This is a genomic window from Agrobacterium sp. K11, assembly GCF_059429395.1.
This window is the reverse complement of the sequence record NZ_JCAHRB010000012.1, coordinates 87817-100489: the sequence shown is the minus strand read 5'-3', so window position 1 is coordinate 100489 and position 12673 is coordinate 87817. Positions and strand designations below refer to the sequence as shown.

13 protein-coding genes are annotated in these 12673 nt (G+C 59.7%); 8 read left to right on the top strand and 5 right to left on the bottom strand.

Annotated features, from left to right (window positions below; genetic code table 11):
• Nucleotides 1–41 precede the first annotated feature (41 nt).
• Nucleotides 42–503, top strand: a complete 462-nt coding sequence (locus AC5SEO_RS21900; RefSeq protein WP_003498392.1) for an Lrp/AsnC family transcriptional regulator — start codon at nucleotides 42–44, stop codon at nucleotides 501–503.
• 20 nt (nucleotides 504–523) lie between these two features.
• On the opposite strand, the gene AC5SEO_RS21895 is transcribed toward AC5SEO_RS21900, so the two are convergent.
• From AC5SEO_RS21895 to AC5SEO_RS21885, 3 genes are all read right to left on the bottom strand, one after another.
• Nucleotides 524–1507, bottom strand: coding sequence for an aldose 1-epimerase (locus tag AC5SEO_RS21895; RefSeq protein WP_174068991.1), 984 nt, complete (start codon nucleotides 1505–1507; stop codon nucleotides 524–526).
• A 172-nt stretch (nucleotides 1508–1679) separates the two neighbouring features.
• Complete coding sequence (locus AC5SEO_RS21890) at nucleotides 1680–2573, bottom strand: NAD(P)-dependent oxidoreductase (protein WP_004431829.1); 894 nt, start codon at nucleotides 2571–2573, stop codon at nucleotides 1680–1682.
• A 43-nt stretch (nucleotides 2574–2616) separates the two neighbouring features.
• The gene (locus tag AC5SEO_RS21885; RefSeq protein WP_025595224.1) at nucleotides 2617–3372 is read right to left on the bottom strand and encodes an SDR family oxidoreductase; all 756 of its coding nucleotides are present in this window, start codon (nucleotides 3370–3372) and stop codon (nucleotides 2617–2619) included.
• Nucleotides 3373–3592: 220 nt separating this feature from the next.
• Here AC5SEO_RS21885 and AC5SEO_RS21880 point away from each other — a divergent pair, with 220 nt between their 5' ends.
• From AC5SEO_RS21880 to cydX, 7 genes are all read left to right on the top strand, one after another.
• Nucleotides 3593–4624, top strand: a complete 1032-nt coding sequence (locus tag AC5SEO_RS21880) for an L-idonate 5-dehydrogenase (RefSeq protein ID WP_004431840.1) — start codon at nucleotides 3593–3595, stop codon at nucleotides 4622–4624.
• A 291-nt stretch (nucleotides 4625–4915) separates the two neighbouring features.
• The gene (locus tag AC5SEO_RS21875) at nucleotides 4916–5506 is read left to right on the top strand and encodes a GbsR/MarR family transcriptional regulator (protein WP_174068992.1); all 591 of its coding nucleotides are present in this window, start codon (nucleotides 4916–4918) and stop codon (nucleotides 5504–5506) included.
• Between the two features lie 2 nt (nucleotides 5507–5508).
• A complete protein-coding gene (gene cydD, locus AC5SEO_RS21870) occupies nucleotides 5509–7293 on the top strand; it encodes a thiol reductant ABC exporter subunit CydD (RefSeq protein WP_174069023.1) in 1785 nt (594 codons plus the stop codon).
• Nucleotides 7290–8981 carry an amino acid ABC transporter ATP-binding/permease protein gene (locus AC5SEO_RS21865; protein ID WP_313594060.1) on the top strand — a complete coding sequence of 564 codons (1692 nt, stop codon included), beginning with the start codon at nucleotides 7290–7292 and terminating at the stop codon, nucleotides 8979–8981. Before cydD ends, AC5SEO_RS21865 begins: the two co-directional genes overlap by 4 nt.
• A 69-nt stretch (nucleotides 8982–9050) precedes the next feature.
• On the top strand, nucleotides 9051–10628 hold the full coding sequence (locus AC5SEO_RS21860) for a cytochrome ubiquinol oxidase subunit I (RefSeq protein ID WP_174068994.1): 1578 nt from the start codon (nucleotides 9051–9053) through the stop codon (nucleotides 10626–10628).
• A 6-nt stretch (nucleotides 10629–10634) separates the two neighbouring features.
• Nucleotides 10635–11792: a cytochrome d ubiquinol oxidase subunit II gene (gene cydB / locus AC5SEO_RS21855; protein ID WP_174068995.1), complete on the top strand. Its 1158-nt coding sequence runs from the start codon at nucleotides 10635–10637 to the stop codon at nucleotides 11790–11792.
• 27 nt (nucleotides 11793–11819) lie between these two features.
• On the top strand, nucleotides 11820–11942 hold the full coding sequence (gene cydX, locus AC5SEO_RS21850) for a cytochrome bd-I oxidase subunit CydX (protein ID WP_003498405.1): 123 nt from the start codon (nucleotides 11820–11822) through the stop codon (nucleotides 11940–11942).
• An 88-nt stretch (nucleotides 11943–12030) separates the two neighbouring features.
• Here cydX and AC5SEO_RS21845 read toward each other — a convergent pair whose 3' ends face one another.
• Nucleotides 12031–12219 carry a hypothetical protein gene (locus AC5SEO_RS21845; RefSeq protein WP_004431853.1) on the bottom strand — a complete coding sequence of 63 codons (189 nt, stop codon included), beginning with the start codon at nucleotides 12217–12219 and terminating at the stop codon, nucleotides 12031–12033.
• A gap of 22 nt (nucleotides 12220–12241) precedes the next feature.
• Nucleotides 12242–12661: a DUF3597 domain-containing protein gene (locus tag AC5SEO_RS21840; protein WP_076844547.1), complete on the bottom strand. Its 420-nt coding sequence runs from the start codon at nucleotides 12659–12661 to the stop codon at nucleotides 12242–12244.
• Between the last annotated feature and the right edge of the window lie 12 nt (nucleotides 12662–12673).

Below are 12673 nucleotides of genomic sequence, written 5' to 3'. Positions count from 1 at the left end.
AATTTCTTGCGTCACTACGTTAACCGGTGCATTCTGAAACAATGATTGACGACCGTGACCGCCGAATCCTTGCGATTCTCCAGGAGAATGCAGAAACACCTCTCGCCGATATCGCGGATGAGGTGTCATTATCGCTTTCCGCCTGTTCCCGCCGTATCACGCGTCTGCGTGCGGAAGGATATGTGACCGGCACGATGGCGCTGCTCGACCGGCGGAAAATCAACCTGCCGACCACGGTTTTCCTGCTCGTTAGAACCGGCCTGCATGCGGAGGACTGGCTGGACCGGTTCCACGCCGCCGTCAGCACCATACCGGAGATCGTCGAGGTGCACCGGCTGACCGGCAATTTCGATTATATTCTGAAACTCGTGCTTCCGAATGTCGAATATTACGACACCATCTACAAACAGATCCTCCGGCGGGTCGAGCTTTACGACATGTCCGCCTATATCTCCATGGAGACGGTCAAGCTGTCGTCTTCACTCCCGACGACGCATATCTGATCGCAATATTTGGTCTTTTTTCAGCGCTCGGCTTCAAAACGGAAACCAAAGCGGAAACTTCGGGTCTCGCCCGGTTGAAGGGTGATGTCCGCTTCAAGTTGCGGCTGGTTGAAAGCGTTTGTCGGTGTTTCCACAGGTTCGAGCGCGATGGATTTTCGCCTGTCGCGGGCAAGCGTATCGCCGGTAAAGACATGCATGTGGCCGCGCTCCTGCCAAACGGTGAGGCTCGAACCATCGTTGCGGTTTTCGATCCTAGTCTCGTAAAGCCCGTTTGCGGATGGGATCAGATCGGTAAAGCAGACATCCAGCACATGGCCTGCGAGCGGCGCGGCAGAAAGAAACGCTGCATCGTCCCGTTTGAGAATGCCCGTCTCACTGTCGGTGAGTGGTATCAAATTCTCGTCCGTTTCGATCGCTGTTTGCGACGGTAGGGTGAGAAGGAGATCGTCGATGGAGGATATGCCGGGCAGACGGAAATAGGGATGCCAGCCGGCCGCGAAGGGCAAAGCCCGGTCGTCGCCATTGATGCCGCGTATATCGATGGTAACCGCATGGCCGGCAAACCGGTATTCCACCTCGATGGCGAGATGGTAGGGATAGCCCTTGAATTCGGCCGGCAATATCTCGGCACGAAAGACGATAATGTGCGCGTCGTTTTCCTCGAAAGATCGGTCGAGGGCGAAGGGCAGGGCACGGGCAAATCCGTGGAAGACGAGGTCCTCGTGGGCAAGCACCGGCTCGATACGGTGCATCTCCCCGCCAAATTTAAATTGGCCCTGAGGAATGCGATTGGTGAAGGGGGCGAGAATGCCGTTTCTCACGCCGTTCTGCGACTGCAATTCCTGAAGCGACGAATAGCCGTCGACAAGGTTTTTTGCATTGCCATCGGCAAGTCGTGGCCGCCAGCTCAGAAGGGTCGCGCCCTCATAAGCGATCTCGGCGCTGAAGCCGTTTCCGGAAACGGTCAGGCTGGCAATCCCCGTGCCTGTTGCGGAAGTGGTCATCGGGAAATTGTCCTTCATGCAAGCGTCTGCGGCCGTCGGGCCGATTGCGCCGCCGATTCGCCCGATCATCTTCGCTGCGGAGACATTTCGCAATGGCCATGACGGTGGCACACCTTAATGACCTCGCGTCAGCTCGGCCTCTAAGGTGTTATTGCCCTGGCCATGGCGCAAATCATTCCGTGAAGGTGCGTTTCGCGCCGGTGAAAAATTCCATTAGGGCGGCCTGATCCTCGCCGCCAAGTCCCGCCGCTGTCAGCATGCGGTGCACCTCGGCGCAAACCGCCGTCAGCGGCATGGCCGTGTTGGTGCGTCGAGCCAGATCCTGCGCGCCGTTCAGGTCCTTGACCATATTGTCTATGCGGCCAGTGCGGCGGTAATCCTTCGCCACGTAACGTGGCATATATTCCTGAAGGATTGCGCTGTCGGCGCGGCCGCCTTTCAGCGCCTGCGGAATTTTGGCGGCATCGACGCCGGCATCCAGCGCAAGCTGCGTTGCTTCCGCTACGGCAAGGAAGTTCAGCCCGCAAAGAACCTGATTGATGAGCTTCGTCGTCTGGCCTGCGCCGCTTGGACCCATATGGGTGTAGTTGCTGGCCACGTGCCGCAGCACGCGATGGGCATCGGCCACATCCTTTTCGGTGCCGCCGGCCATCAGGGTCAGTTGCCCGACGAGTGCCTTCGGCGCGCCGCCGGAAAGCGGGCTGTCCACCCAGCGCAGCCCTTTTTCAGCCGCATCCGCCGCCAGTTCTTTTGTCGCTTCCGGATCGATGGAGGACATGTCGATGATCAGCGTGCCGGGCCTGGCCCCCGCCGCCACGCCATCTTTGCCGAAAACGGCGGCGCGGACGATTTTCGGCGAATTGAGGCTGAGGATCACGACATCGGAGACCGAAGCCGCTTGCGCCGCCGTCTCGGCGCTATGCGCACCAAGGCTGGTCAAAGCCGCCACCTTTTCCGCGTCCAGATCGAAAACCGTCAGGTGATTGCCGGTCTCGATCAGCCGCGTACCAATCGCGCCGCCCATCGCGCCAGCGCCGATGAGGGCGATTTTGTTCTTCTCGGTCATGGTGCTCACGGTCTCCTCCCAAAGCGTCGTGGTTACGGCTTCTTCAAAGCGAGGCGGTAATGCCGCCGTCGACGTAAAGAATATGTCCGTTCACGAAAGACGAGGCATCGGACGACAAGAAAATGCAGGCGCCGACAAGCTCTTCGACCTTGCCCCAGCGGCCGGCGGGCGTGCGTTTTTCAAGCCATGCTGAAAACGTCTCGTCGGCCACCAGGGCCGCGTTGAGCGGCGTGTCGAAATAGCCCGGCGCAATGGCGTTGCACTGCAGGCCATATTTCGCCCAGTCCGTCGCCATGCCCTTCGTCAGATTGCCGACGGCGCCCTTGGTGGCGGTGTACGGCGCGATACCGGGGCGGGCAAGAGCGGTCTGGACGCTGGCGATGTTGATGATCTTGCCACGTCCACGGCTGATCATATGACGCGCGACGGCTTGCCCTGCGTGGAACACCGAGGCGATGTTTGTCTGCAATAGGCGCTCGAAGGCGTCCGCCGGAAAATCCTCCAGCGGTGTGCGGTGCTGCATGCCGGCATTGTTGACCAGAATATCGATGGGGCCGACTTCCGCCTCGAAACCGTCGATGGCCTTGCGCACCGCATCATGATCGGTGGCATCGAAGGCGAGCGTCTTGGCACCCTTGATGCCTGCGGCGGCTGCTTTCAGCTTTGCCTCGTCGCGGCCGTTCAGCACCACTTCGGCTCCCGCCTCCACCAGGCCCTGCGCCAGCGCAAAGCCGATGCCCTGCGACGAGCCGGTGATCAGGGCGCGGCGGCCGGAAAGATCGAACAAATTAAGGCCCACTGTTTCCTCCAGTCTCTCGACATTGCTTTCATGCCGGTTTATGTTATCGATAACATTCATCCCTTTCAGACGTGGATGTCAAGGCTTAAACGCCTGTTTCCGGTACGCAACATGCGCGCGGGTAGGCTGCAGGGCAGCGGAGACGCGGCCGGCGGCAATGATTGGGATAGGGATTATTTTGTTGCGCCGTTTAAGGCGCGATATCGAACGGGAGATATTTATGAGAGCGATTGTCGCCCACGGGGCAAAGGATGTGCGCATCGAGGAGCGGCCGGAGGAGGCGCCGGGGGCAGGAGAAGTGCGTCTTCGTCTGGCTCGAGGCGGGATTTGTGGCAGCGATCTTCACTATTACAATCACGGCGGTTTCGGCGCGGTACGGCTTCGCGAACCAATGGTGCTGGGACATGAGGTCTCCGCCATTGTTGAGGAGCTGGGCGAGGGCGTCGAAGGGCTGAAGGTTGGCGGTCTGGTCGCGGTTTCGCCGTCCCGTCCGTGCAGGACCTGCCGCTTTTGCCAGGAAGGCCTGCACAATCAGTGCCTCAACATGCGCTTTTATGGCAGCGCCATGCCGTTTCCGCATATTCAGGGCGCTTTCCGCGAGGTTCTCATCGCGGATGCCCTGCAATGCGTTCCGGCCGACGGTTTGAGTGCCGGTGAGGCAGCTATGGCGGAACCGCTGGCGGTAACACTCCATGCCACCCGCCGCGCCGGCGATTTGCTCGGAAAACGCGTGCTCGTCACCGGCTGCGGCCCCATCGGCATTCTCTCCATCCTGTCTGCCCGCCGTGCCGGTGCCGCTGAAATCGTCGCGACCGATCTTTCGGACTTCACTCTTGCCAAGGCGCGGGAAGCGGGCGCGGACCGCGTCATAAACAGCAAGGATGAGCCTGATGCGCTGGCGGCGTACGGCGCGAACAAGGGAACCTTCGACGTTCTCTATGAATGCTCCGGTGCCGCCGTTGCACTGGCGGGCGGGATTACGGCGTTGCGTCCGCGCGGCATCATCGTCCAGCTTGGCCTTGGTGGCGATATGAGCCTGCCGATGATGGCGATTACTGCCAAGGAACTCGATCTGCGCGGCTCTTTCCGGTTCCACGAGGAATTCGCGACGGGCGTCGAACTGATGCGCAAAGGCCTGATCGACGTCAAGCCGTTCATCACCCAGACGGTGGACCTCGATGACGCCATCTCGGCCTTCGAATTTGCCTCCGACCGCAGCCGCGCCATGAAGGTGCAGATCGCTTTTTCGTAAGCGCCTATTGCGCACGCCGGTTTGTCGACGTCTTGATCGGCGGTGGATTAATCCGCCGCCGATTTTTCATGCGCGCGCTTCCATCTACAACAAGACGTCTTTGATGTTATCGATATCATTTCGTGCGTCGCGGGCTGTGAAAGTGTGCCAGAGGGCGCAGCCCTGATCCCCGGCGGACGCTGCCTCTTCTGATTTGCACATATTGACGCAGGTCAAAAAGGTGATTTGCCGATTGCCATTTTTTGCTTTATCGAAATTTCAGAAATTACTGAAAATACAGGAAGCAAAGAAATGCCCACCAATCTTTCTCCGCTCGTTCAGTCCTTCGTGCTGCATTTCGGCGAGATGGGCAGCCGCTGGGGCATCAACCGCACAGTCGGCCAGGTCTATGCTTTGCTTTACATCTCGCCGAAGCCGCTCTGCGCGGACGACATTGTCGAGTCGCTCGGCATTTCCCGTTCCAATGTGTCGATGAGCCTGAAGGAGCTTCAGGCGTGGAACCTTGCAATTCTCAAGCATTTCCCCGGCGACCGGCGCGATTTTTTCACGACGCCGGAGGATGTGTGGCAAATTCTGCGCACCCTTGCCGAAGAGCGCAAGAAGCGCGAGATCGACCCGACACTCAGCGTGCTTCGTGAAATCCTGATGGAGAAGCCGGAAAACGAAGAGGAGCGGCATGCGCAGAAGCGCATCGATGAGATGAAAACGCTGATCGAGCAGCTCACCGGCTGGTATGACGATGTGAAGAAGCTGGAGACGGAGCGGTTGGCTTCGCTTCTGGCACTCGGCTCGAAGGTCACGAAGCTTCTGGAGGCCAAGGACAAGATCGTCTCTCTTGCCAGACCCCGTGCCAAGAAGGACAGGTGTGGAGATCGTCCGTGAGCATGTCCGCAGAAATCCGGCAATCCGCCAATGGCGATGATGCAGACTGTCCAGTTCCAGCGGCGGTCTCTCCAGATAAGGCACGGCGGCGCTTCTTCGGTAAATCCACCAATGACAAGGGTGTCGGTACCGCGGAAATCGCGAAGGCACCCGCGGTAGGAAGATCGGTCGCCCTGCTGCATGTCCTGCCGGCTCTGCTCTGGTTGCCCCAGGCGGGTTTGCTTGCATTTTCGGTCGGAAACATTGCCGACGGTGCGCCGATGACGGCAATCCTGCCGGCGGCCGTGGCTGTTCTCGTTCTCGGTCTCATCAAGGCATGGCTGGAAAAAGTTGCCGCGAGGCTGTCGTTTCGCGCCGCGCGTGCCGCCCTTTCGCGTCGGCGGCTGCAAGCGCTTCATGCCGTCGCGGAGGTGTCGCCGCTTGATCTGGCGCGCACGGCCTCCGGCGAGGCGGCAAGCGTCATCGCGGAGGCAGCCGAAGCGCTGGTACCTTATCTCTCCAGGTTCCAGCCTGCGCGGATGAAAGCTACCATTGTCCCCTTGGTTTTCGTGCTGGCAATCCTGCCATTTACCTGGATTGCGGCGCTTGTTCTGCTGCTTTCCATGCCCACTATCCCGCTTTTCATGGCGCTGATCGGCTGGCAGGCGAAGGCTGCCAGTGAAAAGCAGCTGGCCGAGACCGGCAACATGAATGCTTTCCTGCTCGATCGCCTGCGCGGCCTGGAAACGATCCGCGCACTGGAAGCCGTTGATCTGACCGCTGGACGCCTGCGGACGGACGCAGAGAACCTCAAGAAGCGGACGATGGCTGTCCTGCGGATCGCCTTTCTGTCCTCGGCGGTGCTGGAGCTTTTCGCTGCCCTCGGCGTTGCCATGACCGCCGTTTATATCGGTTTCCATCTCCTCGGCTTTCTCGATTTCGGCGCGTGGGGCGAGAAGCTGACACTTGCGGAGGGGCTGTTCATCCTGCTTCTGGCGCCTGCCTTTTTCGAACCGCTACGGGAGTTGTCCGCCGTCTGGCACGACCGCGCAGCCGGCGAGGCGGCGCTGGGCGCGCTCGACACATTGACGCGGGCTGGCAAAGCCATCGTGGGTGAGGGTAAGGAGGTCGCAATGGCCCCTTTTCCGACGCCCGGTCTGGTGGAGTTGGCTAATCTCTCCTTCGCCTATCCGAATGCTCCGCCTGTCATTCGGAATCTAAACCTTACGGTCCAGTCAGGCGAGACAGTTGCGATTCTTGGGCCTTCCGGTTGTGGTAAATCCACTGTACTCTCCTTGATTGCCGGTTTGGCCGAGGCTGACGGCGGTACAATAGGAATCGGGGGCGTAACGCTTGGTCATGCGACTGCCGATGGACTGCGCAAGACAATCGGCTGGGTCAGCCAGAAGCCGTTCTTTTTTGCCGGTTCCCTGAAGGCGAATATTCGCTTTGGCCGCGCCGGTGTCAGCGAAGGCATGGTCGAGGAGGCGCTGCGCTGCACCGGACTGGATGCATTGTCGAAAGCACGCCGGCATCTGCCTATAGGAGACGGCGGCTACGGTATTTCGGGCGGGGAGGCGGTGCGCCTCGCCATTGCGCGTGCTTTCGCCGATCCGGCGACGCAGCTTGTGCTGGTCGATGAACCGACAGCGCATCTTGACCGGGAGACGGCTGCGCTCGTCACCGAAAACCTGCTGCAACTCGCAAAAGGCAGGACATTGATCGTCGCAACCCATGATCCTGTGCTCGCCGCGCGCATGGACAGGGTCGTGGATATGACGACGATCCATTCGAGGGGGCAGTCATGATCGCGCGTTTTGCCATATTGAAACCTGTTATTTCCCTGTTCTGGTCGGCGCGTCGCGGCATGCTGCTCGTTGGCGCGGTTCTGGCAGCAACCACGGTGCTGGCGGGTATAGGCCTTCTCGGCGTTTCCGGCTGGTTCATTACTGCGACCGCGATTGCCGGTCTGGTCCCCGCGACGGCCTATGCTTTCGACGTCTTTGCGCCATCGGCGGCCATCCGTCTGCTGGCGTTGTCACGCACCGCTGCCCGTTATGGCGAACGCATGACCACCCATGAGGCGACGCTGTCCGTGCTTGCAGCGCTTCGCGAAAAGCTGTTTCGTGGCTTTGCCGCACCGCAGGCGGCGAAACATCTGGAGGCGAGGCCCGCCCGCCTGCTGAACCGGCTGACTGCGGATATCGACGCGCTGGATTCGCTTTATCTGCGCGTGCTGGTACCCGCCGCCGTCGCAATCCTCGCCGCAATCGCAACAGGCATCGGTCTTGCCCTCCTCAATCCGCTTGCGGGCGTTCTGGTTGCTCTCTTCCTCATTGCGGTGGGTCTTGGCATTTCAGTGCGCTCGGCGTTGACGGCGGAAAAATTTGCGCGTCGCCGGGCAATCGGGCTTGAAGCGCTTCGTGCCCGCACGGCGGACTTGGTCAACGGGCAGGTGGAATTGCTCACGACTGCCCGTCTCTCCGCGCAGGTTGCGGCGATTGAACGGGCCGACAATTATCTGCTCGCCTGCGATGACCGCTTGAACCGGATCGAAACCAATGCCGGTTTTTCATTCGGCATCTCAGCGGCGGTTCTTTTGAGTGCGGCTCTCCTCGGCATGGCCTGGCTTGCGGAGCAGGGCGTTGTGACCGCGCCGACTGCCGCCCTCGGCCTGCTCGTCTGTTTCGCAGCGCTGGAGCCCTTCACGGCGCTGCGCCGTGGTGCAATGGAACTCGGGCGCACGCTTTTTTCGGCAAGACGCATTGCGCCGCGTCTTTCCGCCGAAGCAGCCGCCAACTGTCCGCGGGTGCCTGCCATGGGCCTGGTGGCTGAGCTTGATGGTGTGCGGCTGGAGCGGGATGGGAACGAAAATCCTGTCCTGACGAATATCAACCTTGCAATCGCCGCCGGAGAGACGATTGCGATTATCGGGCCGAGCGGTGCGGGCAAGACCAGCCTCATCCAGCTTCTGGCTGGTGAAGTGCTACCGGCGGCGGGCAGGGTCAGCGCTTTGCCTTGCTCGCTCATGACGCAGAGAAGTCAGCTTTTCCGAGACAGCATCGCTGATAATCTGAGGCTGGCAAAACCTGCCGCGACCGAGCGTGAACTGTGGGATGCCCTGCAATCGGCAGGCCTTGGCGAGCATGTCAAAACCCTCGCCGCAGGGCTGGATACGAGACTTGGCGAGGCGGGGCAGGGTCTCTCCGGCGGGCAGTCACGACGGCTCGCCCTTGCCCGTTTCCTTCTACGCGACAAACCACTCTGGCTTCTCGACGAGGTGACGGAAGGGCTGGACGGCGAAACCGCCCGTGACGTGCTCGGCCGGCTGTTTGCAAGGGCGGAAGGCAAGACTGTCGTGATGATAACCCACAATCGCCGTGAGGCGCAATTTGCCGATCGCATCATCGTGCTGAGAGAGGGGCGCCAACTTGATCAATGTCAAAGCGGCACCCCGGAATACGACGTAATGCTGCAAACATTGCGTCCGGACTGAGTGATTTTTTCAGGGCCGGCGCCGTTTCGTAACAGAAGGCCGGCCTTTCCTGAAAGGTGGGGTAAAAACATGGAACTCGACATCGTGGCGCTATCGCGCCTGCAATTCGCTGTTACCGCTTTATATCACTTTCTATTCGTTCCCCTGACGATCGGACTGTCCGTGGTGATCGCCATCATGGAAACGGTCTATGTCATGACCGGCCGCACCATCTGGCGGCAGATGACGAAATTCTGGGGTACATTGTTCGGCATCAACTTCGTGCTTGGTGTTTCCACCGGCATCGTCATGGAATTCCAGTTCGGCATGAACTGGAGTTATTACAGCCACTATGTCGGCGATATCTTCGGTGCGCCGCTAGCGATCGAAGGGATGATGGCTTTCTTTCTGGAAGCCACCTTCGTCGGTCTGTTCTTTTTCGGCTGGGACAAGCTGTCCAAGCTCGGCCATCTCATCGCAACATGGTGCGTGGCGATCGGCTCGAACTTCTCGGCGTTGTGGATATTGATCGCCAATGGCTGGATGCAGAACCCGACGGGATCGGCCTTCAACCCCCAGACCATGCGCATGGAGGTGACGGATTTCTTCGCGGTGCTGATGAACCCTGTCGCCCAGGCGAAGTTCGTGCACACGGTTTCTGCGGGTTATGTCACTGCCTCCATCTTCGTGCTCGGCATTTCCGCCTGGTACGTGCTGAAAGGCCGCCATGTCGATCTCGCCAAACGGTCTATGACGGTTGCCGCTTCTTTCGGCCTGGCTGCTGCACTGTCGGTCGTCGTGCTGGGTGATGAAAGCGGTTATCTTTCGACCGAACACCAGAAGATGAAGCTCGCCTCGATCGAAGCCATGTGGGAAACGGAACCGGCACCCGCCCCCTTTACCGCCATCGGGTTTCCTGATCAGGAAGCCCGCGAGACGCATTTCGCCGTGAAAATTCCGTGGGTGATGGGCCTTATCGGCACGCGCTCGCTGGACACCGAAATCCCCGGTATCAACGATCTGGTGGAACTCGCAAAGACCCGCATCCGCGATGGCATCAAGGCCTATGATGCGCTGATGCAGATACGTGCCACCGGCAAGGGCGCGGAACTGCCCGAAGAGGTGCGTGGCACCTTTGCGGAACTCGGCCACGAGCTTGGTTACGCCCTGTTGCTGAAGCGTTATGTCGACGATCCGCGCCAGGCGACGGAGGAGCAGATTGCCAAGGCCGCCGCCGATACCATCCCGCATGTGCCGACGCTGTTCTGGGCGTTCCGCATCATGGTCGGTCTTGGCATGTTCTTCATCCTGTTGACGGCGACCTTCTTTTATCTCTCGGCACGGCGCCGGCTGGATCACTATCCGTTCTTGCTGAAGGTGGCCGTCTTCGCCATTCCGCTGCCGTGGATTGCTGCGGAAATGGGCTGGGTGGTCGCGGAATTCGGCCGTCAGCCATGGATCATCGAAGGCGTGCTGCCGACGGCCGCCGCCGTCTCCAGCCTCAGCGCTTCAACGGTTCTGATTACGCTTCTCTGCTTCATCGCCATCTATACGGTGCTGTTCATCGTCGAAATGGGGCTGATGCTGAAGGCGATCCGCAAGGGGCCGGATCCGGATCACGAGCCGGAAGCGCCGCTCGTTCCTGAAAAACTCGTCGCTGCGGAGTAAACGATCATGATATTGCATCAACTCATCGACTACGAAGTCCTCCGCGTCATCTGGTGGCTGCTGCTTGGCGTGGTGCTGATCGGTTTTGCCGTGACCGGCGGTTTCGATCTTGGCACGGGCGCGCTGCTGCCTTTCGTTGCGAAAACGGATCTCGAGCGGCGTGTCGTCATCAATTCCATCGGCCCGGTATGGGAAGGCAATCAGGTCTGGCTCATCCTTGGCGGCGGCGCCATCTTCGCCGCGTGGCCGCCGCTTTATGCGGTGTCGTTTTCAGGTTTTTACCTAGCGATGTTCGCCACCCTGTTTGCACTGATCCTGCGGCCGGTGGGGTTCAAATACCGCTCCAAGCGCGAGAGTACGACATGGCGCAATACCTGGGATTGGGCGCTGTTTGTCGGTGGCTTTGTTCCCGCCCTGATTTTCGGTGTGGCGATCGGCAATGTGCTGCAGGGCGTACCCTTCCGCTTCAACGATGACCTCAGGATTTTTTACGACGGCACGACTTTGTTCGAGCTTCTCAACCCCTACGCAATCCTTTGCGGCCTCGTTTCCGTTTGCATGCTGGTGATGCATGGTGCGGCCTGGCTGCTGCTGAAGACCGAAGGGCCGGTCGCTGCGCGTGCCCGCAGTTTCGGCAGCATTGCAGCACTTGCCACCACAGTTCTCTTTGCGCTTGGTGGCGTATTGTTGTGGCTCGGTATCGACGGGTATCGCTTCACCTCGGAAGTCGTGACCGACGGTCCGTCCAATCCGTTGTCAAAGACGGTCGAGGTTGCAAGCGGCGTCTGGTTTGCGAATTACGCGGCCCACCCATGGATGATGCTGGCACCGGCGCTCGGTCTTGCCTTCCCGCTCCTCGCCTTCCTGTTGTTAAGGGGCGGGCGAGAGGTGCTGGCGCTGCTTTCCAGTTCGCTTGCCATATTCGGCATCATCTCGACGGTCGGTCTGACGATGTTTCCCTTCATCCTGCCCTCTTCGATCGATCCGAAATCGAGCCTTACGGTCTGGGACGCATCGTCGAGCCATATGACGCTGTTCATCATGCTGGTCGTCGCCCTCATCTTCATCCCCATCATCGTCGCTTACACCTCATGGGTCTATCGCGTGCTGTGGGGCAAGGTGGATGAAAAGGCGATCCGCGAAGACAGCGGCCACGCTTATTAATATCGAACAAATACAAGGAGATCGAACATGTGGTATTTCGCCTGGCTGCTCGGCCTGCCTCTCGCCGCCATTTTCGCCGTCATGAACGCCATGTGGTATGAGCTGATGGAAGAAAACGCCAGAAAGGCCGAGGCCAAGCCGGAAAAATAACGCTTCGGGGCACGGGGCAAAAAAAGGGCGGCGTCCTATCTGGATGCCGCCCTTCTTGTAGAAATCGCCGCGATTGACACGCGCGGTTTCAGTGGATCGCGATGCCGCGCTTGTCCGCTTCTTCCTTGATGATGTCTTCAACCAGCGCTCTCTTGAGATTTGGGTTTCCCAGAAGATAGTCGTCGGCAATCTCGAAAATCGATTTCGGATTCTCGGTCCTGTGCAGGGTGTCGAGGTCCTGGCCGATCTGCTCTCGCAAGTTTGAATAGTCGTCCATCGCGGTTCTCCCGGTCACTGGTTCAATGCAGAAGTTCTGCCGGAACCTTGCCGCCGTTTTCAGACAGCTTCTTGATGACAGCCTTGTGCAGCCAGATGTTCATTGTGGCTGAGTCCGAGGTATCACCGGTATAGCCGAGTTCGCTTGCCAGTTCCTTGCGAGCGGTTAGGCTGCTGTCCAGATCGAGCGCTTTCAGAAGATCGACGATCGAATGTTTCCAGTCGAGTTTCTGCCCGTTCTGCTTGACCGCCGCGTCCAGAATGGATGCGACATCGACGCTGCCGGTGGATGCCGGAGCAGCGGCGGTCGGTGCGGGTGCTGCTGGCTGAGCCGGAGCGGCCGGGCTTGCGCTTGTCGTGGGCGCACCAGCTGGCGCCGAAGTCTGCGGTGCAGCCTCTGCCTTGCCAAAAATCGCGTTCTTGATCTTGTCGAAAAAGCTCATTGTGTCCTCCCT